General features: G+C 39.7%; 17 protein-coding genes and 2 pseudogenes. 17 read left to right on the top strand and 2 right to left on the bottom strand.

What is annotated here, in order from left to right:
- Window positions 1-6: 6 nt before the first annotated feature.
- The 7 genes and pseudogenes from uvrA (at window position 7) to CYK55_RS07780 (ending at window position 9,028) form a co-directional block, all read left to right on the top strand.
- Complete coding sequence (gene uvrA, locus CYK55_RS07810) at window positions 7-2,826, top strand: excinuclease ABC subunit UvrA (protein ID WP_126134149.1); 2,820 nt, start codon at window positions 7-9, stop codon at window positions 2,824-2,826.
- Window positions 2,827-3,088: 262 nt separating this feature from the next.
- Window positions 3,089-4,354: a D-aspartate ligase gene (locus tag CYK55_RS07805; RefSeq protein WP_126134148.1), complete on the top strand. Its 1,266-nt coding sequence runs from the start codon at window positions 3,089-3,091 to the stop codon at window positions 4,352-4,354.
- Between the two features lie 3 nt (window positions 4,355-4,357).
- On the top strand, window positions 4,358-5,062 hold the full coding sequence (locus CYK55_RS07800; protein WP_034689602.1) for an amino acid racemase: 705 nt from the start codon (window positions 4,358-4,360) through the stop codon (window positions 5,060-5,062).
- Between the two features lie 375 nt (window positions 5,063-5,437).
- Window positions 5,438-6,321 (top strand): annotated as a pseudogene (rapZ, locus tag CYK55_RS07795) (RNase adapter RapZ).
- Window positions 6,318-7,313, top strand: a complete 996-nt coding sequence (locus tag CYK55_RS07790; protein WP_034689601.1) for a gluconeogenesis factor YvcK family protein — start codon at window positions 6,318-6,320, stop codon at window positions 7,311-7,313. The pseudogene rapZ and the gene CYK55_RS07790 overlap by 4 nt, the downstream one beginning before the upstream one ends.
- A gap of 36 nt (window positions 7,314-7,349) precedes the next feature.
- The gene (gene whiA, locus CYK55_RS07785; protein WP_034689600.1) at window positions 7,350-8,285 is read left to right on the top strand and encodes a DNA-binding protein WhiA; all 936 of its coding nucleotides are present in this window, start codon (window positions 7,350-7,352) and stop codon (window positions 8,283-8,285) included.
- A gap of 527 nt (window positions 8,286-8,812) precedes the next feature.
- Window positions 8,813-9,028: a hypothetical protein gene (locus tag CYK55_RS07780; RefSeq protein ID WP_126134147.1), complete on the top strand. Its 216-nt coding sequence runs from the start codon at window positions 8,813-8,815 to the stop codon at window positions 9,026-9,028.
- A 341-nt stretch (window positions 9,029-9,369) separates the two neighbouring features.
- On the opposite strand, the gene CYK55_RS07775 is transcribed toward CYK55_RS07780, so the two are convergent.
- A complete protein-coding gene (locus CYK55_RS07775; RefSeq protein WP_034689597.1) occupies window positions 9,370-9,885 on the bottom strand; it encodes a DsbA family protein in 516 nt (171 codons plus the stop codon).
- Between the two features lie 285 nt (window positions 9,886-10,170).
- On the opposite strand from CYK55_RS07775, the gene nifJ reads away from it, so the two are divergent.
- The 4 genes from nifJ (at window position 10,171) to glmM (ending at window position 17,463) form a co-directional block, all read left to right on the top strand.
- Complete coding sequence (gene nifJ, locus CYK55_RS07770) at window positions 10,171-13,848, top strand: pyruvate:ferredoxin (flavodoxin) oxidoreductase (RefSeq protein ID WP_126134146.1); 3,678 nt, start codon at window positions 10,171-10,173, stop codon at window positions 13,846-13,848.
- A gap of 170 nt (window positions 13,849-14,018) precedes the next feature.
- Complete coding sequence (gene cdaA, locus CYK55_RS07765; RefSeq protein ID WP_010735241.1) at window positions 14,019-14,903, top strand: diadenylate cyclase CdaA; 885 nt, start codon at window positions 14,019-14,021, stop codon at window positions 14,901-14,903.
- Window positions 14,900-16,084: a CdaR family protein gene (locus CYK55_RS07760; protein ID WP_126134145.1), complete on the top strand. Its 1,185-nt coding sequence runs from the start codon at window positions 14,900-14,902 to the stop codon at window positions 16,082-16,084. Before cdaA ends, CYK55_RS07760 begins: the two co-directional genes overlap by 4 nt.
- A gap of 23 nt (window positions 16,085-16,107) precedes the next feature.
- On the top strand, window positions 16,108-17,463 hold the full coding sequence (gene glmM, locus CYK55_RS07755; RefSeq protein ID WP_126134144.1) for a phosphoglucosamine mutase: 1,356 nt from the start codon (window positions 16,108-16,110) through the stop codon (window positions 17,461-17,463).
- A 368-nt stretch (window positions 17,464-17,831) separates the two neighbouring features.
- On the opposite strand, the gene glmS is transcribed toward glmM, so the two are convergent.
- Entirely contained in the window at window positions 17,832-19,640 is a 1,809-nt protein-coding gene (gene glmS / locus CYK55_RS07750) for a glutamine--fructose-6-phosphate transaminase (isomerizing) (RefSeq protein WP_034689592.1), read from the bottom strand.
- A gap of 391 nt (window positions 19,641-20,031) precedes the next feature.
- Here glmS and CYK55_RS07745 point away from each other — a divergent pair, with 391 nt between their 5' ends.
- The 6 genes and pseudogenes from CYK55_RS07745 to clpX all read left to right on the top strand — a co-directional run bounded on the left by CYK55_RS07745 (window position 20,032) and on the right by clpX (window position 26,122).
- Window positions 20,032-20,322 carry a hypothetical protein gene (locus CYK55_RS07745; RefSeq protein ID WP_034689591.1) on the top strand — a complete coding sequence of 97 codons (291 nt, stop codon included), beginning with the start codon at window positions 20,032-20,034 and terminating at the stop codon, window positions 20,320-20,322.
- Window positions 20,323-20,333: 11 nt separating this feature from the next.
- Window positions 20,334-21,359, top strand: coding sequence for a signal peptide peptidase SppA (gene sppA / locus CYK55_RS07740; protein ID WP_126134143.1), 1,026 nt, complete (start codon window positions 20,334-20,336; stop codon window positions 21,357-21,359).
- A gap of 218 nt (window positions 21,360-21,577) precedes the next feature.
- Window positions 21,578-22,225 carry an RDD family protein gene (locus CYK55_RS07735; protein WP_126134430.1) on the top strand — a complete coding sequence of 216 codons (648 nt, stop codon included), beginning with the start codon at window positions 21,578-21,580 and terminating at the stop codon, window positions 22,223-22,225.
- Window positions 22,226-22,313: 88 nt separating this feature from the next.
- Entirely contained in the window at window positions 22,314-23,249 is a 936-nt protein-coding gene (locus CYK55_RS07730) for a hypothetical protein (protein ID WP_126134142.1), read from the top strand.
- Between the two features lie 152 nt (window positions 23,250-23,401).
- On the top strand, window positions 23,402-24,688 hold the full coding sequence (gene tig / locus CYK55_RS07725; protein ID WP_126134141.1) for a trigger factor: 1,287 nt from the start codon (window positions 23,402-23,404) through the stop codon (window positions 24,686-24,688).
- Window positions 24,689-24,875: 187 nt separating this feature from the next.
- Window positions 24,876-26,122 (top strand): annotated as a pseudogene (clpX, locus tag CYK55_RS07720) (ATP-dependent Clp protease ATP-binding subunit ClpX).
- The last annotated feature ends 73 nt before the right edge of the window (window positions 26,123-26,195 follow it).

Below are 26,195 nucleotides of genomic sequence, written 5' to 3'. Positions count from 1 at the left end.
GTAAACATGGCTAACGATAAAATTATTATTCATGGCGCAAGAGCACACAATTTGAAGAATATTGATGTGACGATCCCACGTGATAAATTCGTGGTCGTCACCGGATTATCCGGTTCAGGGAAAAGTTCACTTGCTTTTGACACATTATACGCAGAGGGACAACGCCGATATGTCGAAAGTTTATCTGCGTATGCCCGTCAATTTTTGGGACAAATGGATAAACCGGATGTTGATAGTATTGATGGACTTAGCCCAGCAATCTCGATCGATCAAAAAACAACCAGTAAAAACCCTCGTTCTACCGTAGGAACAGTGACAGAGATCAACGATTATTTACGTCTATTATTTGCTCGGGTCGGTCATCCAATCTGTCCAAATGACCATATTGAGATCACCAGTCAATCCGTCGAACAAATGGTGGACAAAGTATTAGAACTTCCTGATCGGACGAAGATCCAAATTTTAGCACCAATCATTGTAAAGAAAAAAGGACAACACAAAAAAATATTTGAACGTGTCCAAAAAGAAGGGTATGTTCGTGTTCGTGTAGACGGAGAAACCTATGACGTTAGTGAAGTACCTGAATTAGAGAAAAATAAAAAACACGATATCGCGATCGTGATTGACCGAATCGTGGTCAAAGAAGGCGTCCGCTCTCGTTTATTCGATTCTATCGAAGCAGCTCTTCGTTTAGCGGATGGCTATGTACTGATCGATGTGATCGGAGAAGAAGAAATGCTCTTTAGCGAACATTATGCGTGTCCTTACTGTGGGTTTACAGTGGGAGAATTAGAACCGCGCTTATTTTCTTTCAATGCACCATTTGGAGCATGTCCGGATTGTGATGGTTTGGGTGTCAAATTAGAAGTCGATATCGATCTAGTGATCCCAGATAAAACAAAAACATTGAACGAAGGAGCAATCATCCCTTGGAATCCCATCAGTTCGCAATATTATCCACAAATGTTGGCTCAAGCTTGCGAAAGTTATGGGATCGATATGGATACACCATTCGAAGACTTACCTATTGAACATCAAGAAATCGTGTTGAATGGTACCTCAGAGCCCTTCCATTTCCACTACGAAAATGATTTTGGCGGAGTGAGAGATGTTGAAACGTCATTTGAAGGGGTGATGACCAATATCAAACGTCGCTACCATGATACGAACAGCGATTTTACGAGAGAACAAATGCGTCTTTACATGACAGAATTGACATGTAAGACTTGTGACGGTTATCGATTGAATCCACAAGCTTTATCCGTACAGATCAATGGTACGAATATTGGTCAAACGAATGAGTTGTCGATCCAACATGCCGTTGAATTTTTTAAACATCTAACTTTATCAGAGCAAGAAAAAGTCATCGCTCGTCCGATTCTAAAAGAAGTCAATGACCGTTTGTCATTCTTAGAAAATGTAGGTCTTGATTATTTGACACTTAGTCGTGCTTCGGGCACTTTATCAGGTGGAGAAGCGCAACGGATTCGTTTAGCCACACAAATTGGTTCAAATCTATCGGGAGTTCTTTATATCTTAGATGAACCTTCCATTGGCTTGCATCAACGGGACAACGATCGCTTGATCGGTTCATTGAAGAAAATGCGTGATCTTGGCAATACCTTAGTGGTTGTGGAACATGATGAAGATACAATGCGTGCAGCTGATTATTTGATCGATGTTGGGCCTGGTGCGGGACATCAAGGTGGCGAGATCGTTTCTGCCGGAACGCCAGATCAAGTTGCTAAGGATAAACATTCATTGACTGGACAATATCTGTCTGGTAAAAAATCGATCCCTGTTCCTGAAACAAGACGAAAAGGTACCGGTAAAGTGATCAAGATCACGGGTGCGACAGAAAACAACTTGAAAAACGTGTCCGTCGAGTTTCCTTTGGGTGAGTTCGTGGCAGTCACTGGAGTCTCTGGTTCAGGGAAAAGTACGCTTGTGAACAGTATCTTGAAGAAGGCATTAGCACAAAAAATCAATCGTAATTCAGCCAAACCAGGAAAGTTCAAAACGATAACTGGTTATGAAGGAATCGAAAAAATCATTGATATCGATCAAAGTCCGATCGGTCGGACACCAAGAAGTAATCCGGCGACTTATACGAGTGTCTTTGATGATATCCGTGATCTGTTTGCTCAAACTAATGAAGCGAAGATGCGTGGCTACAAAAAAGGTCGTTTTAGTTTCAACGTGAAAGGTGGACGCTGTGAAGCTTGCCGCGGGGATGGGATCATCAAGATCGAAATGCATTTCTTACCAGATGTGTATGTCCCATGCGAAGTCTGTCATGGGAAACGTTATAACTCAGAGACACTAGAAGTTCATTATAAAGGAAAAAGTATTGCGGATATCTTAGAGATGACGGTTGAAGATGCGGTTGAGTTTTTCCAACCGATCCCTAAGATCCATCGCAAACTACAAACGATCGTTGATGTTGGTTTAGGGTATGTCACGATGGGACAACCAGCAACGACATTGTCCGGCGGAGAGGCACAACGAATGAAACTTGCGAGTGAACTGCACAAAATTTCTAATGGGAAGAATTTCTATATTTTAGATGAGCCGACTACAGGGCTTCACACTGATGACATTGCTCGATTATTGCATGTTTTGCAACGATTGGTTGATGCAGGGAATACTGTGTTAGTCATTGAACACAATTTAGACGTCATCAAAACGGCGGATCATTTGATCGATCTAGGACCTGAAGGTGGCGAAGGTGGCGGTACGATCCTAGCGACTGGTACACCAGAGGAATTAGTGAAAGTCAAAGAAAGCTATACAGGACATTATTTGAAAAAAATCATGGAAAAATAATAAAAGTGATGATGATAGTTAAAAAAATATTAAAAGAATACAATATGTATTGTTTTCTTTTAATGAGTAATCTAGAATATTTTATATGGTAGTTCTTTCTACACTTATTGGTATAGATAAAAACTTCCTATAAGTTCAATCCGTTCAAAAAAGAATTGAGCAATCGGAGGAGATTCCTTTGATTGCTTTTTTCTTTATGGTATGATATTCCTTGTGTAATTGTAATATAAAAAACAAGAGATTATTAAGTTAGTGAGAGATAATGATGAACAGTAATGAAAAAAATGAATTTATCCCTATTTTATTAGGTAGCGATATGAACGTTTATGGTATGGCCCGTTCATTTCACGAGGCATATGGCACAGTTTGTCAATCCTATGCGTCGAATCAATTAGCGCCTACCCGCTATAGCAAAATCGTAAACGTTGAAGTGATTCCAGGATTTGATCAAGATCCGGTTTTTATAGAGACGATGAGACGTTTAGCAAAAGAAAAATATACGGATAAAAATAAAAAATATTTACTGATAGCTTGTGGCGATGGATATGCCGAGTTGATTTCTCAGCATAAAGAGGAGCTGTCTGAAACTTTTATATGTCCTTATATCGATTATTCACTTTTCGAACGATTAGTGAATAAAGTGAGTTTTTATGAGATATGTGAAGAATATCAGCTACCTTATCCCAAAACATTGATCATTCGAAAAGAAATGTTGAACAATGGCCGCTTAGAACAAGAATTACCTTTCAATTTTCCTGTAGCATTAAAACCGGCAAATAGTGTGGAATATTTATCTGTCCAATTTGAGGGACGAAAAAAAGCGTTCATTATTGATAATCGTGAGGAATTTGATTTGATGTTAGGTCGGATCTATGAAGCGGGTTATACGAGCGAAATGATCGCACAAGATTTTATTCCTGGGGATGACAGCAATATGCGTGTCTTGAATGCCTACGTTGATGACCAGCATCAAGTAAGAATGATGTGTTTAGGACATCCATTACTTGAAGACCCGACACCGGCGTCTATCGGAAACTATGTGGTGATCATGCCTGACTATAATGAGAAGATCTACCAAACGATCAAAGCATTCCTAGAAAAAATCGAGTACACTGGTTTTGCCAACTTCGACATGAAATATGACCCACGAGATGGGGAATATAAATTATTTGAGATTAATCTTCGTCAAGGAAGAAGTAGTTTCTTTGTTACGCTTAATGGCCTAAATTTAGCACGTTTTCTAACAGAAGACCGTGTCTTTGGTGTGCCATTCGTGGAAACGACCTATGGAACGAACCAATCAGATCAAGCGAAGTTATGGCTTGGCGTGCCTAAAAAAGTCTTTTTGACTTATGCCAAAGAGAACGAACAAAAACAACGTGCCTTGAAGTTGATCAAAGAAAAACGCTATGGAACGACTGTGTTTTATGAGAAAGATCATTCACTTAAACGCTGGGTATTGATGACTTATATGTTCCGAAACTATATTCCAAGATTTAAAAAATACTTTCATTCGAAAGAAGGCTAGTTCATGGAGAATTTTTTCAGCATCTTAGGTGGGATGGGAACGATGGCAACGGAAAGCTTTGTCCGTTTGATCAATCATCGTGTCAAAGCCGCCAAAGATCAGGATTATTTGAACTATGTATTGTTCAATCATGCGACAGTTCCTGATCGAACGGCCTACATTTTGGATCAAACAAAAGAAAATCCTGTCCCTTATTTAGTAGAGGATGTCAAAAAGCAAAATTTACTACAACCGAATTTCATTGTTTTGACTTGTAATACAGCTCATTACTTTTTTGATGATTTACAAGCAGAGACAACGATTCCGATTTTGCATATGCCACGAGAAGCGGCAAAAGAGCTTGTCCGTCAAAAAACAACGGGTAAAGTAGCTGTTTTAGCAACTCAAGGAAGTATTCTTGCCGGTGTTTACGAAAAAGAGATCAAAGCATTAGGTTTTGACGTGGTGATTCCTGATCAAGGACTACAAGAAAAAGTGAACTACTTGATTTATCATGAAATCAAAGAAGCGGATCGATTGAACAAAGAACTTTATTTTGAGATTCTAGAAGAAGTCGTTCAACGCTTGTCGTGTGAAAAGATCATCTTAGGCTGTACAGAATTGTCTTTGATGCAAGAAGTTGCCTCCGATAATCCTTATCCTGTGATCGATGCGCAGTCGATATTAGCTGATCGAACAATCGAGATGGCACTATCTGCTCGAAAGTAAGATACGTTTTGAGTGTCATAATAGTTGTGGGCTGAGTTTGATCCGCAGGGGTTCAGCTCCTATAAATTAGTGCAAAAAGAGTTGGAAACAGAAGTGTTTCCCCTCGAGAACTAAGACGCCATCCACGAAAATTGTTCTTCAAATTTTTGTGGATGGCGTCTTAGTTCCGAAGAAGATACTTTTGTTCCCGCTGTTTATTCGGTTTTAGAATGTGTAAGAGGACTACTGTCCCCCTCACTTTCCGTGCTTATTTTTAAGTCATTTGTTTTTGCTTCACTGTCTTTGAATAAAATCAAAAGAAATCGAATTCAAACTAGTAATGATACGCCCGGAATGATATAATTTTATAGGAGAACGAGAGAGGAGGCCATACGGATGGCTGATAATTTAGAACTAGTAATCATTACAGGAATGAGCGGTGCAGGTAAAACTGTGGCGATTCAAAGTTTTGAAGATATGGGGTACTTTTGTATCGATAATATGCCCCAACACTGATCCCGAAATTCTGGGAACTGATCAAGGAATCGGGGAAAGTCACAAAAATGGCACTTGGTGTGGATCTACGTTCACGCTCTTTCTTTGAAGAGATCCAAAGTATGTTGATCGAGATCGAAAATACAAATTTCATCGATACCTCTGTCTTATTTTTAGATGCTTCTGATGAAGAGTTGGTTGCTCGTTATAAAGAAACCAGAAGAACACATCCGATGGCGATGGATGGTCTAGTTACGGAAGGTATTCGTAAGGAACGGGCGATTTTAAATGACATCAAAGCACAAGCTTCGGTCATTATTGATACAACGACTTTAACTCCACGACAACTACGTGAAAAAATCAATCAAACATTTAAAACAAAAGATGATCAAGGATTTCGCATCGAGTTTGTTTCGTTTGGTTTCAAATATGGATTACCAATTGATTCAGATATTGTGATGGATGTTCGCTTTTTACCGAACCCTCATTATATCGCTGATTTAAGGCCATTGACTGGAAAAGATAAACCAGTATATGATTACGTCATGTCCTTTGACGAAACAGAATTATTTTATTTGAAATTCCTGGATTTATTAAAGACAGTCATGCCAGGATATATCAAAGAAGGAAAAAGCAGTTTGACTGTAGCAATTGGCTGTACGGGTGGACAACACCGTTCAGTTGCTTTAACAGAGAGGTTATCTCAAGCGCTTAGTGAAACATATAAAGTCAATGTAACTCATCGTGACAAAGATAAGCGCAAAGAGACGGTGAACCGCTCATGAAAATGAAAACTTACCGAATTCGAAAACCCAAAATCGTTGTAGTCGGAGGCGGTACAGGCTTACCTGTTATTTTGAAAAGTCTGCGTAATCAAGGAGCCGATATCACGGCAATCGTGACCGTCGCTGATGATGGCGGTAGTAGTGGTGAGATTCGCCAGTCGATTGCGATGGCTCCTCCAGGTGATTTAAGAAATGTGTTAGTCTCGCTATCTGATATGCCTCAATTTTACGAAGATATCTTTCAGTACCGTTTCAAAAAAGAAGACCAATTTTTAGCCAATCATACCATAGGTAACTTGATCATTGCGGCAGTTGCTGAAATGAGAGGGAGTACTTATGAAGCAGTGCAACTATTGTCTCGAATGATGCACGTGGATGGACACATTTATCCTTCTTCTGAAACGCCGTTGACCTTACATGCGGTGTTTAAAGATGGAACGACAGCGATCGGAGAATCTAAAATCGCTCTTGACCGCAAAACGATCGATCGGGTATTCGTGCGTAATACAGAAGACGACAGTGAAGCCAAAGCAGGCCGCAAAGTTGTTTCTGCGATCATGGAAGCAGATATGGTCGTCTTAGGGCCGGGAAGCTTGTTCACGAGTATTCTTCCTAACTTAGTCATACCAGAAGTTGGTGAAGCCATGCTTCAAACGAAAGCAGAGGTCGTGTACATTTGTAATATCATGACACAAAAAGGGGAAACAGAACATTTTTCAGATGCAGACCATATTCGTGTGCTGCATCAACATTTAGACCAACCCTTTATCGATACTGTTTTAGTCAATACAGAAAAAGTACCAAAAGATTACATGGACCCGGAGATCTACGATGAATACCTTGTCCAAGTAGCACATGATTTTAATGGCTTAAGAGAAGAAAATTGTCGGGTCATCTCGACTGATTTTTTAGAGTTGAAAAATGGCGGGGTCTTCCATGATGGTGAAAAGGTGGTCGAAGAACTATTTCGCATCGTCTTTGGCTCAAAGTAATTAAAGGAAAAATTTTGTGAAAAGGAGGTGGATAACGTGTCATTTGCAGCTGAAGTCAAGAAGGAATTGACTGGTTTGGAAGTCCATCGAGAACATGCAAAAGCGGAATTAGCCGCGTTATTACGAATGAATGGCTCACTTGGAATCGTCAACCAGCAATTCATCTTGAATGTACAGACAGAAAACGCCGCAATTGCTCGACGGATCTACTCACTTTTAAAAGATCATTACCAAGTACGAAGCGAACTGCTCGTACGCAAGAAAATGAAATTAAAGAAGAATAATGTCTACATCGTTCGCTTGAAACAAGGAACAAAAAATGTATTGATGGATCTGGATATCATGGATGGTATGATGTTCAATGGGCATGTTTCCGATGAGATCATGGGAAATGCACAAAAGATGCGTTCATATTTACGTGGCGCATTTATGGCGTCGGGTTCCGTCAATAACCCGGAAACAAGTCGTTATCACTTAGAGATTTATTCGATCTATGAACAACATAACCAAGATATTTGTAATATGTTGAATTATTATGGTTTACACGCGCGTACACTAGAAAGACGTAATGGCTTTATCTCTTATTTAAAAGGGGCCGAAAAAATTGCAGATTTCTTGACTCTGATTGGGGCAACAAATTCGATGTTGCGATTTGAAGATGTGCGGATCGTGCGTGATATGAGAAATTCAGTGAACCGGTTAGTCAATTGTGAGACGGCTAACCTGAACAAAACTATTGATGCAGCATCAAAGCAGATCGAGAATATTGAATTGATCGAAGCACGAGTGGGGTTACAAGCACTTCCGGAAAAGTTACAAGAAATTGCTGAATTACGTTTGCAACATCCTGAAGTCAGTTTAAAAGAACTAGGAGAAATGATCCCATCCGGGGCGATCTCGAAATCAGGGATCAATCATCGGATTCGAAAAATCAACGAATTTGCTGAAAAATTAAAGGAACAAGCATCCTAACGAACAATGAATGTATTGTTCATTCAATCGAAATATAAACATATTGTGGTTTGACTAATTTGTCTTTTGCTTTTAGGGTTCATCGAAGCAAGTGGATAGATGTCAGACCACTTTTTTCCTTTTCTTAAAAATGAGCATGAATCTAAAGTTTAGGTATTTATAACGAATGTAAATTAGTGATAGTGAGGAGGAGAGTGCATTACGGAAGAACCACATAAAAGTAATAGATCTAAAATAGATGAACTATATCCTACAAGAGACCTAAAAGAAAAGCGTGATCAAGCCATTTATCGTGAATTAATATCAGGTCAGTTAGAGAAAGACATCATGAACAAGTATCAAATCAGCAGAGAGCGCCTCTATATAACCAAGAAAAAGCTGGCAGTTCAAGAGATAATCGGGCAAAAAAATTGCCTACCGGTTGAAATTGACAGGCTCACAAGGTCGTAAGTAACGAAATGACTATATTTATACCGTATTATCAAAAAATGGAGAGATAGCAGCATTAGCTACCGAATTTCAGATGAGTGAAAAGCAAATCTTGCAAATTCGCAATAAAAGGATCGAGTTTAAAAGAAGTAGCAAAAGATTCACAGTTATCAGTCAATAAAGTCCATTCAATCAGAAATGAACCGATTGTCGAACGATTGAAAGAACAACATCCTGTAGAAATTTCCAGAGATTTCAATTTATCAATGGAACAAGTATTTTTTGATCAAGCAATGTTCGCTAGAATCAAATAGTAAGACAAAAGAGTTGTCTCCCGCGAACAAAAATCTCTTGGATCAACTAGAAGAATGCAAAGCGAAGGTGCTAAGTTTACTTGAAGAAAGAAAAACAACAAAAGCTGTAGTACAAGAATTAATGATCAGTCATCGATATCCGTAATCGTGAAATCGAAAAACCATTCGAAGCTGGACAGACTGGCCAAGAAGAATATCAAGCGAGTCCTGCAAGAAAAACCGCAACAGTTTCGTTGAAGTAAAAATACTTTCTTACTCCAACGATCAAAAATAGACCGAAAAAGACAATCTTTTTTCGGTCTATTTTTGATCTTGAACATCGGGAATGAACAAATGATGATTTATTTAACCAATTCACTCAATTCTTCTGGTGTGATCGATTCATCAAAGATATGTTCATCGATGATTACAGTAGGGACGAATTGGATGTGAGCAGCATTTGCTTCATCGATGATTGCTTGAGTAGTTGCTTGGTCTTCTTGTTCAGTTAAACCAAGTGTTTCTCTTGCATATTCGGCGATGCCGTCTAAATCAAGTTGTTTCCATTCATCTTGCGCATCGAAAATCGCTTTGATTTGTTTTAATGCGACTTTTCCATCCGTCGTAGTGATATGATGATGCATTACATTTCCTTTTTGTAAACTAGGTTTTTCTTTGTCGAACAATTTGATGATTCGTAAGAGTCTTCCCGAGTGAACCGCCTCTTCTAAAATATCATAAGATTCGATAAACCATTGTCGACAATAAGGACAAGCAAGATTGACAAATTCGATCATTTGTTTTGGTGCATCTTCGTTTCCGTACATAATTCCAGTAGTTTTGTTTGTTTTTGTTGCATCAATAATTGAAATATCCATTTTTTAACACCTCTTTATTCTATTGTAATAACTTTGCCCTAAAAAAGACAATGATTTGTTCAAAGAAATAAGTGTATGTGAATAGTCAATCTCTCCTAGATTATAAAGTTAAAAGTTGTGAGAAAGAAAAAGCTATTTTTTATTTTCTACCTGTCGATTCTAGTCGAAGCATTTCTGTCATATCTATAGCATGTGATTTTTCTTTCAAAATTAGGAGGTTTTCTTTGTACGTTTACGGTATAATAATAAAAGTTATTTAGATAAATTGAGCAAAGGTGATGAAACATGCGAAAAATGAAGACAATGGATGGGAATACTGCTGCTGCATATATTTCATATGCCTTTACAGAATTAGCGGCGATCTATCCAATTACGCCTAGTTCAACAATGGCTGAATTGGTTGATCAATGGGCAGCTTCAGGTAAAAAAAATATTTTCGGACAACCAGTTAAAGTCGTAGAGATGCAATCAGAAGCTGGTGCTGCTGGTGTCGTACATGGTTCACTAAAAACCGGAGCATTGACAACAACGTACACTGCTTCACAAGGATTATTATTGATGATCCCAAATATGTATAAGATAGCCGGTGAACTTTTACCTAGTGTTTTTCACGTAGCTAGTCGAGCGGTGACGACGAATGCGTTGAATATTTTTGGTGATCATGGCGATGTGATGGCCGCTCGTCAAACAGGATTTGCGATGCTTGCGGAAAGCAGCGTCCAAGAAGTGATGGATTTAGCGCCAGTTGCGCATCTAGCTTCCTTAGAAGGAGAAATCCCTTTCGTCAACTTTTTTGATGGTTTTCGAACGAGTCATGAAATCCAAAAAATTGAAGTGTTGGAATATGATGAATTAGCTCCTTTGATTCCTCAAGAAAAATTGGAGGCCTTCCGTGAACGTAGAATGAATCCTAATCGGCCGACGACCAGTGGTATGAATCAAAACCCTGATATCCACTTTCAACAACGAGAAACGATCAACCGATACTATAATCGTTTGCCTCAAATCGTGAAAAAGTATATGGATAAAATCAATGAACTCCGAGGAACTTCTTATGATCTGGTCACTTATTATGGCGCGGCTGACGCAGAAGAAGTCATTATTTCAATGGGATCAGTTGCGCAAACGATCCAACAAACAGTTGATTACATGAACCAAAACGGTCGTAAAGTCGGCTTCTTGAATATCCACTTATATCGTCCGTTCCCAATTGAAACATTGATCGAAAAACTACCGAATTCCGTAAAGGCAATTGCTGTTCTAGATCGCAGTAAAGAGCCGGGAGCAGGTGGAGAACCTTTATTATTAGACGTTCAAAGTGCGTTATATGATGCAGAACGTCATCTGAAAGTGATCGGCGGACGTTATGGCATTGGTTCAAAAGATGTCACCCCTGATCAGATTGTAGCAGTATATGATGAATTGAAAAAAGAAAAAACGGATATGAAGAAACGCTTCACGATCGGTATCATTGATGATTTAACATACTGTTCTTTGGAAGTTGGCCCATCGCTTGATTTGACCGAAGCGAATACTTACCAAGCGAAATTCTGGGGATTTGGATCCGATGGAACTGTTGGAGCAAATAAATCAGCGATCAAAATCATTGGTGACCATACAAACAAATACGCACAAGGCTATTTTTACTATGATTCAAAAAAATCAGGTGGACTGACTGTTTCTCATTTGCGTTTTGGGGATACACCGATCCGTTCGACTTATTTAGTCGAACATGCCGATTTTGTAGCTTGTCATACTCCTGCTTATCTTCACAGCTATGATTTAGTCAAAGGATTGAAATCTAAAGGGACTTTCTTATTGAATACACTTTGGTCAGACGAACAACTAGCTACGCATCTACCGACCCATTTAAAACGGTATTTAGCTGAAAATGAGATCCAATTTTATACGATCAATGCGATGCGCTTGGCGCAAGAAGTAGGTCTAGGTCGGCGGATCAATACGGCGATGGAAACAGCATTTTTCAAGTTGGCGAATATCATACCATTTGAAGAAGTCCTGCCGATTTTGAAAGAGGAAGCATTGAAGAGTTATGGTCATAAATCAATGGCGATCGTTGAAAAAAACATCAAGGCGATCGATCGTACAGTGGAATTGTTGCATAAAGTCGAAGTGCCGACTGAATGGGCAACATTGGTGCTTCCTGATAAGGAGAAAAATACTCAAAATCGCTATATTAGAGACATCCTTGAACCAATCAATGCTCAAGAAGGAAATCAGCTCTCAGTGAGGACTTTAGCAGAAAACGGAATGATACGAGGCGATATGCCTTTAGGAACCGCTGCTTACGAAAAACGCGGGGTGGCACTTGAAGTACCTGAATGGATCAGTGAGCGTTGTACGATGTGTAATGAATGTTCTTTCGTTTGTCCTCATGCAGCGATTCGTCCATTCTTAGCCGATGAGGAAGAACTGGAAGAAGCACCAGAAGGGTTTATTGTTCGAGAAATGCGTGGACCAGATGGTTTGAAGTATCGTATCCAAGTATCTGTCGAAGACTGTACCGGTTGTGGCCTATGTGTTGAAGCTTGTCCAGCAAAAGGTAAAGCACTCGTGATGAAGCCTTATGAAGAACAGAAGAAACAAGCAATCAACTGGGCATTTGCGATGACCTTGCGACAAAAAGAAAATCCGATCAAAGGCAAAAATACAGTGCTATCAACACAGTTCAATCAACCTTTATTAGAATTTTCTGGGGCATGTTCCGGTTGTGGGGAAACGCCTTACGTGAAGCTATTGACACAGATGTTCGGTGACCGTATGATGATCGCCAACGCGACAGGCTGTTCATCTATTTGGGGCGGAGCAGCGCCGGCTTCACCATTTACCACAAATGATTGTGGGCAAGGACCTGCATGGTCAAATTCATTATTAGAAGACAATGCTGAATTTGGTTATGGGATGCTTTTAGCCGCACAAACAAGAAGAGAAGCTTTAGCAGAAACGTTGAAAAAAGTGATGCCTAAAGTCTCTTTAGAACTACGTGAATTGATGGAAGATTGGTTGGCGCATATGTTTGAAAGTGAAGGAACCCAACAGCGGGCAGCTAAATTACTTGCGGCAATCGAAAATGAGCTTGAAGTTGTTCCTGAATTACAAGCGATCTACCAGGAAAAAGATCTATTTGTCAAAAATAGTCAATGGATGATCGGTGGCGATGGCTGGGCGTATGATATCGGTTTTGGCGGAATCGATCACGTCTTGGCAAGTGGCGCAGATGTAAACATTTTAGTCATGGATAACGAAGTCTATTCCAATACAGGTGGACAAGTCTCGAAAGCTACACCTGCTTCAGCAATCGCTAAATTCTCAGCAAATGGGAAATATGCATCGAAGAAAGATCTAGGCATGATGGCGATGACGTATGGGAATGTGTATGTAGCACAGATCGCTTCAGGCGCAAATCAAATGCAAACGATCAAAGCATTTGAAGAAGCAGAAAAATTCCCTGGACCATCGTTGATCATTGCGTATACGCCATGTATTGCTCATGGGTTACTAGGTGGAATGAAAGAATCGATCAAAGAAGCAAAAGAAGCAGTGGCTTCAGGCTATTGGTCGTTGTATCGCTATAATCCTGAATTGATCGAAAAGAATAAAACGCCGATGACACTAGACTATAAAAAGCCTGATTTTACAATGATGGCTGACTTCATGCGCAAGCAAGTCCGTTTTTCATCGCTTGAAACGATCCACCCGCAGGCAGCGGAGCAGTTATTCAATAAAACGATCCAAGATGCAAAAAAACGGTTTTACAACTATGCGGCGATGACTGGTCAATTAGAAAAAATCAAAGCAAAGATCGAACCGACAGAAGGTACTGACAGTCCAGAGATCGAAAAAACGAGAGTCAAAAAAGACCGAACGGTTGATCCGGAAGCAGAAGCTAGACGTGCTGCCAGACGTGCCGCTAGAGCGGAACGAAGAAAAACCAAAGAATGATAAAACGAAACGATCCAAGGAAATAGAATAACTTATTGGTGAATAAATTGAAAATGTAAATTTCTTGAAAAAAATTGGTTTTTGTTAGGAAATTCCAAGCAGATAAGTCTCTTCTGGTGAAACATATGATATACTAAAGAGGAAATCTCAAAAGAGAAGAGAGGCTGTCTATGTCATTTCAAATCGGAGAACTTTTTAATTTAGACTATTGGCGACAAATGTTTTCCGGTGACTTGTTTTCTCAGAATTTTTTGGTGAACATACTCGATGTATTGGTTGTTTGGTATTTAGTTTATAAACTCATTCAACTATTGCGAGGAACAAAAGCAATCCAATTGCTAAAAGGGGTAGGGATTTTTGTTGTTATTCGGATCTTAGCCGAGATTATTGGTCTACATACCTTATCTTGGTTGATGAATCAAGTGATCACGTATGGTGTGATTGCGGCTATCGTCATTTTTCAACCAGAGATACGGCGTGGATTAGAACACCTCGGTCGTAGCTCACTTTTCAAACAATCGAAGAGTGAGAAACAAGAAGATGAACAGATGATCCTTTCTTTCGACAAAGCGATCCAATATATGTCCAAACGTAAAATCGGTGCCTTGATCACGATCGAACGCCACACCGGTTTGGATGAATATATCGAAACAGGGATTGCTTTAGATGCCGATATCACTGGCGAATTACTGATCAATATTTTTATTCCGAATACACCGCTGCATGATGGTGCAGTGATCGTAAAAGATGGAAAAATTGCCGTAGCCAGTGCCTACTTGCCTTTATCTGAAAGTATGTTGATTCCGAAAGAATTCGGAACTCGTCACCGAGCGGCTGTCGGAGTCAGTGAGGCGAGCGATGCGATTACGATCGTTGTCTCAGAAGAAACAGGAGATGTCAGCATTACGTTGGATAACCAATTGATGCCTGGCTTATCTCAAGAAGAATATTTGACGATCTTGCGTAAAAATTTGATCGTCGAAGAAAAAAACAAAAATAAAAATACGCTCCAAACCTTCTTAGACGTGATGACTAAAGGAGGGGATCACAAATGATCTCAAAAGAGAGGCGTAAAAGTATCTTATATGCGTTTGTTGCGTTATTATTCAGTATTGTGCTGTATTTTAATGCGAATGGACAATCTGTCCAAGACACGCTGTCAGGAAATGAAGCCTATACGCAAAACGTTTCTGATGTGTCAGTACAACTTTTATACGACACGGATCAATATTATATCCATGGATATGAGAGTACGGTCACAGCGAAGTTGTCCAGTGCCAATCGTGTTCAGTTGAATGCCGAAGCAATTGAAGATACAAGAATGTTTCGGGTGACAGCAGATCTCACTGGTTTAGGTGAAGGAACACATGAAGTACCATTGAAAATCAGAAATCTGAGCAGTGCAGTCAAAGCAAAACTAGAGCCGGATACGATCACAGTGACTATCGAGAAAAAAGTGACAAAAGAATTTGAGGTCACGCCTTTACTCACAACAGAATCAACTCCAGCTGGATTTGAATTGAATGACCTTGAATTATCACCAAAAAAAGTGACGGTCACGACTGGCGATCAGACACTGGAAGAGATCCAACAGGTCGTAGCGAGGATCGAACCTGCGATGATCACAGACGATGGGGTCGACACGAGAGTCACTGTACAAGCATTGAATAGTGCAGGAGAACCTTTAAGTATTGTTTCAGATCCAGTACAAGTCACTGCAAAAGCAACGGTAACAAAGCCTACGAAAACGATCCGACTTTATGGAACAGCACAAGGGACTCCCGCAGATAACGTGGAGAGTTACGATTTCAGTTTCTCTGAAATTGAAGCAGAAGTCACTGGTTCAGAGAGTCAACTGGCTCAACTAGGAAATAGCATCACGATACCAATCGATATTTCTGGGATCGTCCATCGGACGACAAGAAATATTGATATTCCGGTAGAGAGTGGACTTAGTATCACACCAACTTCAATCGATGTTGAGATCACACCGATCCTGAAAACAAGCACGGAAAACACTAGCCGTTCTAATTCGGGAAATTCCGGAAATTCTGGAAATTCTGGAGGAAGTACAACTTCTGGTGCAGGGTCGACACCTGCCAACTCTTCGTCATCGACGACACGTCAGTCCGAAGAGATGCAGTCAACATCGAGTGCAGGGTCGAATGAATCATCAAGTGAGACAACACAATCAAGTAGTCAACCGAATAGTCAAGAGGATTCATCGGAAAATTAAGTTAAAGGAGCAAATTTACAGCTATGGGTAAATATTTTGGAACGGACGGTGTCCGTGGAGAAGCGAATAAAGAACTAACACCGGAATTGGCCTTCAAATTAGGACGTTGCGGCGGTTATGTACTGAGCCAACATGAGAAAGATGGAAAACGTCCACGTGTATTGGTTGGACGTGACACAAGAATTTCAGGTCAAATGCTCGAAGAAGCGTTAGTTTCTGGTCTGTTATCTGTCGGGATCGAAGTTTTTCAATTAGGTGTGATCTCTACGCCAGGAGTGGCTTACTTGACACGTTTGCAAAAAGCAAGCGCAGGTGTCATGATTTCTGCTTCACACAATCCAGCTCAAGATAACGGCATCAAGTTTTTCGGTGCAGATGGATTTAAATTAGATGATGACCAAGAATTAGAAATCGAAGCATTGTTAGATGCGGAAGTCGATGAATTACCACGACCTTCTGCTGAGGGATTAGGTACAGTCGAAGAGTTCCCAGAAGGGTTGCTGAAATATTCACAATTCTTAGTACAGACGATCAACGGCGATCTTTCAGGCTTAACGGTCTGTGTAGATGCGGCAAATGGTGCAACAGCAACATCTGTCAATCGCTTGTTTGCTGATTTGGAAACTGATTTCTACACGATGGGAACAAATCCGAATGGCTTGAACATCAATGACGGTGTCGGATCAACGCATCCTGAGCGTCTAGCAGAAATGGTAGTAGAAAAAGGAGCAGACGTCGGTCTTGCCTTTGACGGCGACGGCGATCGGATCATTGCGGTGGATGAATTAGGAAATATCGTAGATGGCGATAAGATCATGTTTATCTGTGCGAAATATTTGTCAGCTAAAAATCGTCTGAAAAAAGATACAATCGTTACAACGGTCATGAGTAACCTCGGTTTCCATAAAGCAGTCGAAGAAATCGGTTTGAAAGATGTTGTGACACAAGTGGGCGACCGCTATGTGGTGGAAGAAATGCGTAAAAATGACTACAACTTCGGTGGCGAACAGTCTGGTCATATGATCTTCTTAGATTTCAATACAACAGGAGATGGTATGCTTTCTGGTATCCAATTGTTGAATATCATGAAACAAACTGATAAAAAATTATCAGAATTAGCGGCAGAAGTAACGATCTATCCGCAAAAATTAGTCAATATCCGCGTAAGCAATAAAAATGGTGCAATGGAAGTTCCTGCAATCAAACAAGTTATTGAAGAAGCAGAAGCTGAAATGGCTGGTGAAGGACGTATCTTAGTTCGCCCTTCCGGGACAGAACCATTACTGCGCGTGATGGCAGAAGCACCATCTGATGAAAAAGTAAACTATTATGTTGACAAAATCGCAGCGGTTGTCAAAGCTGAAATTGGAATCGATTGATAGAATGACATAAAAAAGAGAGTCAATCTTTGGATCATGGAGATTGACTCTCTTTTTGTGCTCGTTTCTGAAATAATGGGTCATTACACATAAGGTCATTTAAAAGACGATGGCTGTCACATGATACAAAACGAGCGAGCAACTCTTAACTAGATCAAATAAAAGATGTGTCTGGGACATTAGACCTCTTGTACCACCTAAAACCGAATAAAGGGCGGTAACAGAAGTAACCTCTTAGGAAATAAGGCACCATCCACAAAAAATGAAGAACAATTTTCGTGGATGGCGCCTTATTTCTCGTGGCTGAATACTTCTATCCCGCCCTCGATTGCAAAGAGCATTTATTATATAAAGGTTCACTTGATTGATTATTCAACCGTGACTGATTTAGCTAAGTTTCTTGGTTTGTCTACATCGAATCCACGCAATAGGGTAGCATAATAAGCAAGCAATTGCGTCGGGATGACCATGGCAAGAGGAGAAAGGTATGGATGGACAGCAGGAATCACTAATTGATCCGTTTCTTTTTCTAATCCATGTGCTGCGATCACTAAGGTTTTTGCACCACGACTTTCAACTTCTTTTAAGTTGCCACGTGTATGAGCCCCTGTGATTTCCTCACTAATAATCCCAATCACTGGTGTGCCTTCTTCAATCAGTGCAATGGTACCGTGTTTCAATTCACCGGCAGCAAAACCTTCTGCTTGTATATAGCTGATTTCTTTTAGTTTCAAAGCAGCTTCTAAAGCGACATCGTGATCATTGCTACGACCGATATAAAAGGCGTTGCGCGTGTCATTCAAGAATTCAGCAGCTAGTTCTTGGAGTTCATCTTTTTGAGTAATTACTGTTTCCATCGCATTCGCTACCAAACTCAATTCGTGTGCTACATCAAATGTCAATGAACGTTTATTGCCTTTTTGATCACCGACTGCTTTTGCAAGTAAAGCCAGTACAGCGATTTGAGCAGTGTATGCTTTAGTTGAAGCAACAGCGATCTCCGGACCTGCATGTAGCAACAGAGTGAAGCCAGCTTCTCTTGATAACGTAGAACCAGCAACGTTCGTGATCGTCAATGAAGGATGACCTAATTGATTGATCTTGACTAACACCTGACGACTATCAGCGGTTTCGCCACTTTGACTTAAAAAGATGAAGAATGGTTTTTTCGATAATAAAGGCATGGTATAACCAAACTCACTGGCCAAATGGACTTCTACTGGAATGTCAGTCATTTGTTCGAAGGAATGCTTGCTCGCTAATCCCGCATGATAACTTGTGCCGCATGCCACGATGTAAATACGGTCACTTGCTAACAGTTCGTCCATCAATTTGTGATCTAAAGGAATTTCATTGTCCTCATTCACATAAGTTTGCGCGATTTTACGCATGATGATCGGCTGTTCGTCGATTTCTTTCAACATATAGTAAGGGTATGTTCCTTTTTCAATGTCAGAAGCATCTACTTGTGCTTCATAAGAATCACGTTCTATGATCGTACCAGTCATTGTTTGGATCGTGATATCTTCTGCTTGAACGATCACCATTTCTTGATCTTCAATTTCAATAAATTCTTTAGTGTAAGCAAGCATCGCCATCGCATCACTTGCGATCACATTGAATCCTTGGCCTTTACCGATCAATAAAGGGCTTTTGTTTTTGGCAACGAAAATTGTTTCAGGAGCTGTGCGATCCATCAAGGCAAAAGCGTAAGAACCTTCGATGACTTCTAGCGCTTTTCTAAATCCTTCTTGTGTCTCTTGCGCTTCTTCCACGAATTTTTCAATCAAATGAACAACGATTTCCGTATCTGTTTCGCCAATGAAATCATCAGTGGCTACGTATTGTTGTTTCAATTCTTCAAAATTTTCAATCACCCCATTATGGACTAAAACAAAACGTCCGCTTTGTGAGTGGTGGGGGTGCGCATTTTTCTCTGCGGGTTCCCCATGAGTTGCCCATCTTGTATGACCGATACCTGCTGTACCAGCTGTTTCTGAAGATAATTTATCTTTAAGGTTTTGGATTCTACCGCGTGCTTTGACTAAATGGTCCTGTTTTCCATTTGAGACAAAGATACCCGCCGAATCATACCCGCGATATTCTAATTTTTCTAAACCATTGATCAACCCTGGTGTCACGTTCTCTAATCCGATCATTCCAACAATTCCGCACATAAAAAAACATCCTACTTTCTGTTATAAACTTGATATTAGCGTTTCCAACTGCGTAAGAAACCTTTTGTTCTACCTTCACAGATAGTTTTTATGTTTCTTTTTAGGGTGCAGTCCCTAGGGCCATCCGCCGAATCCTTCGATCAACCCTTTCCTCGTCATCTGTGAAAACAGACCTGGCGCTATTCCGTATTGGTCTAATTATCCTCCTGTTATTATTTTCTTTGGAAACATCTAAAATCATAACGTTAATGTGTGAGGTTTGTCAATAAAAAAGACAAAAAAATAAATTGGTATATATCTAATTGGAATGAACAAAAGAAAATTATCAAATTCGACTATCATCTTTTCTTGTAGTTCGGTACAATAATTATAGATAGAAGGAGGATGAAAGATGGAAGAGAAGATAGAAATCATGACGTTGGGTATGTTAAAAAAACAAATTGCAGCATTTGAAAAAACAGAACACGTGACGGATGACACTAAAATCTTTTTGGATACCGGATGGGACAGTATTCAAGAAATCGCCCCTGATGCGTTCGAAATCGAACATGCGCAACAGTTTGTTGTTGAAGATGAATTGACCCACGAACAGTTTACTGGTTACACCCTTGAAGAAAAAGCAGGAAAGATGAATGCGATACCTGGTTCTGAAACGGTGATCGTGATTAGAAATCTATATTAGGAGAGTGTAAAATGAATAAGAAACGTTGGATAGCAGTACTGATTGCTGCCGGCTTATTGGTTATTTCGTTGGTATCATCAAGTTTGACGCAACCGCAAGAAGAGGTGCAGATGGGGAGCATCAATAGTTGGTTATATGGGGACGATGAAATGTCACCAGTGGTACTTGAAGAAGGCAGTGGCATGGAAAGAATCGCAAAATTGTCCGTTGATGGTGCCATAGCTAGCGGAGGCTCTTCTGGTTTATTTGCTACTGAGAGTTATAATCATGAAGATTTCTTGAAACAAATTGAAGCGATCGAGGCCGATGAACGCGTAAGTGGGATTTTATTGGAAGTCAATTCTCCGGGTGGCGGAGTTTATGAAAGTGCAGAAATTGCCAATTTACTCAACGAGGTCCGAACAGAACGTGATCTACCGATGTATGTCAGTATGAAAAATATGGCTGCCAGTGGTGGTTACTATATTTCCGCACAAGCAGATAAAATCTTTGCAACGGAAGAAACAGTGACTGGTTCAATCGGTGTGATCATGTCCGGACTCAACTATTCGGGCTTACTTGAAAAAATCGGTGTCGAAGATACAACAGTAAAGAGTGGCGCACTAAAAGATATGGGATCGGCTACTCGACCTGAAACTGAGCAAGATCATGCAGTATTACAAGCTTACATCGATAACGCCTATAATCGTTTTGTTAAAGTAGTTAGTGAAGGAAGAAACAAATCAGAAGATGAAGTGAAAAAAGTCGCAGATGGCCGTATTTACGATGGTGTACAAGCGAAAGAAGCAGGATTGGTGGACGAAATCGGCTATCCAACAGATGCTTTAGCTGCGATGAGAGAAGATCTTGATCTACAAGATGCTGAGTTGGTCGAATACTCAACTAGTTCTACTGGATTTGGCAATACTTGGTTTGGTGCAAAATTAGCAGAATTACAAGGGTTGCAAGCTTCTGAAACAAGTCAGATCTTGTCATTTCTTGAAAGTCTAGGGACAGCAGAATCTCCAAGAGCAATGTATCTATATGGAGGTGAGTAAGCATGAACGAGAAATCAACGAACGCGTCAACACCCGAAGAACGATCAAAGATCAATGAGGAACCGAAAGTAGCTGAACGTACGGAGATATCATCTAAACAAGTTTTTAAGGTAGAAGAAAATAAATTAGTAGATCCTACTAGTAGAAAACAAGATACAGTAGATGCTTCAGTTGCTACTAAAGACGAAATCACAGCTGACAAAAACACAAGTAGCTCGTTGGAAGAACTTGGGTTTGTAACACAAGCAAAAAATGACCAACCGGCTGTAGGACCAGATCCGGGATTTTCTCAAAAGGTGCTAAGTTCCTTTGAAGAAAAACCACTGTCAGAAACTGAGATCAAAGAAAATCAGAAAAAATGGAAAAAATATACAGAACAGAAAACCGATGAACCAAGTATCAATCGCTTTCCTTATTATTTCTTTGCCGGTTTTTGGGTTCGTTTTGCTGCGTTTTTAGTTGATCTGATTTGTATTGGGTCCATTACTCGCTTAACGTTAGGCATCGCAGTGAACCTAGGATGGCTTCAAGTTTCTGATTCATATTTGAGTATCTATGGTAGTTTGTCATTGGTCGCCTATTTAGCTTATTTTATTTTATTGACGAAATGGAATCACGGCCAGACGATCGGGAAAATGATTTTTGGTATTCGAGTGATCAGTTTTGATGAAGAGGAACTTTCATGGAGTACAGTATTAGTCCGTGAGGGCGCTTGTCGCTTCATTTTGAGATTTCCGTTACTTTATATCGGCTATCTCCCGGTCATCTTTAGTAAGAAAAAACAACACATCGGTGATTATTTTTCGAATACGAGTGTAGTAACCATCAATATGATCAAAGCATTTAATCAAGAGATGAATGCTTGATTCTTTAAATAGAGAAAATGGCTGAATATGGTTATTGTTCAATAAGTCGTGTCAGACAAATGATAAAACAGTGAAGGGAAGAACCTAAGTGAGACCGATCGATTTTCCTGATAAATACGACAATTTGATGCGTATTGGCCAACAGGCATTAACAGATCATCAGTACAGTCAAGCAAAAGAGCTGTTTGAACGTGCATATGAACTTGAAGCAACATTTGAAGCGAATACGTTATACGTGTTGGCACTATCAGAATTGGATATGTGGGAAGAGGCACTTCATCAAGCACTTTTGCATGAAAAACAGTATTTGATGAATGAAGAATTGGCTACTTTTTACTTTGATCTACTGATTACAGCAAAAGATTTTTTATATGCACGAAAATTGATTGCAAGTGCTGATTTCCCCGATGATTTTGAGCAAGCAGTTTTGTTGAAAATCCAACAATCAGAAGAATTAGTCGGACAGATGCGAAGACAGAAGATTCGTGAAATCTATCAACTGGTAGAAAAATTACCTTTTGAAAAACCAACTACCCAGTTGAGTTATATCCAAGAAATCGAACAACTGCCTTACCACGAATTTATCCAGACCGCTAGAAAGTTGCTCGTTTTAAAAACGGTCCATGTTCTTGTAAGGGCCAAGTTGCTTGAGTCGCTCGTTCAAGTCAAAGAAGCAGCACCAGTTGCATACTTGACGATCGAGGAAGAGTTGATCGAAGTGATACCAAAGAAAATGGTGCGTCCAGAAGAGCAAACTTCCTATCGACGAATCAAACAAATGGCGGAAGCGTATGAGCGAGAAGACGCCTTGATGAGTAAGAATTTAAAAGAAGAGTTTGCGATGCAATCGGCGATCGTTTATCCGATCTATGATAGCTACATTGGAAATCTTGACAAGTGGTTCAAACAAACAGTAGCAACCTATACGAATCAGCCGTGTGAGGATTTTTTGGCATCTGAACAACACGAATTCACTGAAAAAAGAAATAAAATAATGACAGAACTATTATTATTCAATACGTAAAAAAACAGAGGAAAAGATAAAAAAGTCATGAAAAACGTGGATTCCCCTCGTTCAATATGTTTACAATTTGGAAGGGTTAGTGTACTATTTAAAGGTATGCATGAAACGTTTTTGATGTATCAAAATGAATTTCTAAACTCGGAGGGAAATAAATGACTGCAACATTCGAAAAAAAAGGCACAAATGATGGTGTTTTAACATTTACGATCGGGCAAGATCAAATCCAAAAAGGATTGACAACTGCCTTTAATAAAGTAAAAGGAAACTTGAACGTTCCTGGATTCCGTAAAGGAAAAGTATCTCGTCAAGTATTCAACCGTATGTACGGAGAAGAAGCATTGTACGAAGATGCATTGAACGCTGTCTTACCTGAAGCATATGAAGCAGCTGTTAAAGAAGCAGCAATCGATCCGGTTTCTCAACCTAAGATTGATGTAGCAAGCATGGAAAAAGGTCAAGACTGGACGATCACAGCAGAAGTAACTGTAAAACCTGAAGTAAAATTAGGTGATTACAAAGACTTAGTGGTTGAAAAACAAGACCGTGAAGTAACAGAAGCAGACGTTGAAGAACGCATTAAACGTGAACAAGAAGCGCAAGCTGAATTAGTCATCAAAGAAGATGCTGCAGCTGAAAATGGCGACACTGTTGTCATCGATTTTGAAGGTTTCATCAACGATGAAGCATTCGAAAGTGGAAAAGGCGAAAACCATTCACTTGAATTAGGATCAGGTTCATTCATTCCTGGTTTTGAAGACCAATTAGTTGGCCATAAATCAGGTGAAAACTTAGATGTTACTGTGACATTCCCAGAAGATTATCAAGCAGAAGATCTTGCAGGTAAAGAAGCAGTCTTCAAAGTAACGATCCACGAAGTGAAAACAAAAGAAGTACCTGAACTAGATGATGAGTTCGCAAAAGATGTAGACGATGAAGTATCTACATTAGCAGAATTAAAAGAAAAATACATGAAAGAATTGACTGAAACGAAAGAAAAAGCTGCAGAAGATGCAAAAGATGAAGCAGCAATCAAATTGGCAGTCGAAAATGCGGAAATCGTTGATCTTCCACATGTCATGGTCCATGATGAAGTTCACCGTTCAATGGACGAATTCTTAAACAACATGCAACGTCAAGGGATCTCACCAGAAATGTACTACCAATTAACTGGTTCAACAGAAGAAGATTTGCACAAACAGTTTGAAGAAGAAGCAGAAATGCGTACAAAAACAAACCTTGTGATCGAAGCTGTAGCAGCTGCTGAAAACTTAGATGCAACAGAAGAAGAAATCACTGCAGAGATCCAAGAATTAGCAGAAACTTACAATATGCCGATTGACCAAATCAAACGTGTATTGACAGAAGATATGTTAAAACATGATGTGATCATGAAAAAAGCAATCGAATTGATTACAAGTACAGCAAAAGAAGCAGAATAAACGAATAGAATTATTGATCTGCATCTATATGAAAGAGTCCAGGCGCCTAGATGAAGCCTAGACTCTTTCGTTTTGTTTTAAACTTCTTTGATACTTTTGCTTTTTTTTAAATTATGGTATGATAGGGAAAGACTGTAAAGTCTTTGATAGTTTCTTGCGAATCAACGCAAGTTAAGGGGTGAAGACCATGTATGATAATCCAAGTGGTAATGAGACTGTACGCTGTTCTTTTTGTGGTAAAACACAAGAAGAAGTGAAGAAAATCGTAGCAGGTCCGGGGTCTACATCTGTAACGAATGTATCGACCTATGTAAAGAAATCATTGATGAAGAATTCTATGAAGAAGCAGTACGAGAGTTTACTGAAGTACCAAAACCTTCTGAGATTCTTGAAGTATTGGATAATTATGTGATTGGACAAGAACGTGCAAAACGTTCATTGGCTGTAGCTGTATACAATCACTATAAACGTGTCAATCAAGGAGCACAAGACAGTGATGATGTCGAATTGCAAAAAAGTAATATCTGCCTGATCGGTCCAACTGGTTCCGGTAAAACATTCTTAGCGCAAACATTAGCAAAAACATTGAATGTACCATTTGCCATTGCTGATGCAACAAGTTTGACAGAAGCTGGTTATGTAGGTGAAGATGTAGAAAATATCTTATTGAAACTTTTGCAATCTGCTGATTACAATGTTGAACGTGCGGAAAAAGGAATCATCTACATTGATGAGATCGACAAAATTGCACGTAAAAGCGAAAATGTATCGATCACACGCGATGTATCAGGGGAAGGCGTACAACAAGCCTTACTGAAAATCTTGGAAGGAACAGTTGCCAGTGTGCCGCCACAAGGTGGACGCAAACATCCTCATCAAGAATTCATCCAAATCGATACGACGAATGTGTTGTTCATTGTCGGTGGTGCGTTTGATGGTATCGAAACAATTGTAAAAAATCGTATGGGCGAGAAAACAATTGGTTTCGGTACACAAAACCAAAAGCTTTCAGAAAATGAAAGTGTCATGCAACATATCATTCCTGAAGATCTATTGAAGTTCGGCTTGATCCCAGAGTTTATCGGACGCTTACCTGTAATGGCTGCGTTAGAAAAACTAACAACCGACGATTTAGTTCGTATCTTGACGGAACCAAAAAATGCATTAGTGAAACAATACCAAAAATTACTTTCACTAGATGACACTGCTTTAGAATTTGAACCAGAAGCACTAAAAGCCATTGCGAAAAAAGCAATTGAGCGCAATACTGGTGCACGTGGGTTGCGTTCGATCATCGAAGAAATCATGATGGATGTCATGTTTGATATTCCTTCTGATGAAACGATCGAAAAAGTGATCATTACAAAAGAAGCTGCCGAACTTACCGGCAAACCAACAGTTATTTACAAAGACTCAGAAAAAAAAGCGGGATAAAATGAAAGGAGCAGTCGTGAAAGTTTTAGCAGCTTTTTCGACTACTCCTTTTTATTCTGTCGAAGAAAGTGGA

Origin of the sequence: Enterococcus mundtii, from assembly GCF_003957375.1 — a bacterium.
Classification (GTDB): domain Bacteria; phylum Bacillota; class Bacilli; order Lactobacillales; family Enterococcaceae; genus Enterococcus_B; species Enterococcus_B spodopteracolus.
The sequence above is the reverse complement of the archived record's forward strand: the minus strand, read 5'-3'. Positions and strand labels throughout refer to the sequence as shown.

What these genes read in the sequence shown, in the direction of transcription:
- uvrA (WP_126134149.1), top strand. Translation starts at nt 7, where the DNA reads ATGGCTAACGATAAAATTATTATTCATGGCGCAAGAGCACACAATTTG.
- CYK55_RS07805 (WP_126134148.1), top strand. Translation starts at nt 3,089, where the DNA reads ATGATGAACAGTAATGAAAAAAATGAATTTATCCCTATTTTATTAGGT.
- CYK55_RS07800 (WP_034689602.1), top strand. Translation starts at nt 4,358, where the DNA reads ATGGAGAATTTTTTCAGCATCTTAGGTGGGATGGGAACGATGGCAACG.
- CYK55_RS07790 (WP_034689601.1), top strand. Translation starts at nt 6,318, where the DNA reads ATGAAAATGAAAACTTACCGAATTCGAAAACCCAAAATCGTTGTAGTC.
- CYK55_RS07775 (WP_034689597.1), bottom strand. Translation starts at nt 9,885, where the DNA reads ATGGATATTTCAATTATTGATGCAACAAAAACAAACAAAACTACTGGA.
- nifJ (WP_126134146.1), top strand. Translation starts at nt 10,171, where the DNA reads ATGCGAAAAATGAAGACAATGGATGGGAATACTGCTGCTGCATATATT.
- cdaA (WP_010735241.1), top strand. Translation starts at nt 14,019, where the DNA reads ATGTCATTTCAAATCGGAGAACTTTTTAATTTAGACTATTGGCGACAA.
- CYK55_RS07760 (WP_126134145.1), top strand. Translation starts at nt 14,900, where the DNA reads ATGATCTCAAAAGAGAGGCGTAAAAGTATCTTATATGCGTTTGTTGCG.
- glmM (WP_126134144.1), top strand. Translation starts at nt 16,108, where the DNA reads ATGGGTAAATATTTTGGAACGGACGGTGTCCGTGGAGAAGCGAATAAA.
- glmS (WP_034689592.1), bottom strand. Translation starts at nt 19,640, where the DNA reads ATGTGCGGAATTGTTGGAATGATCGGATTAGAGAACGTGACACCAGGG.
- CYK55_RS07745 (WP_034689591.1), top strand. Translation starts at nt 20,032, where the DNA reads ATGGAAGAGAAGATAGAAATCATGACGTTGGGTATGTTAAAAAAACAA.
- sppA (WP_126134143.1), top strand. Translation starts at nt 20,334, where the DNA reads ATGAATAAGAAACGTTGGATAGCAGTACTGATTGCTGCCGGCTTATTG.
- tig (WP_126134141.1), top strand. Translation starts at nt 23,402, where the DNA reads ATGACTGCAACATTCGAAAAAAAAGGCACAAATGATGGTGTTTTAACA.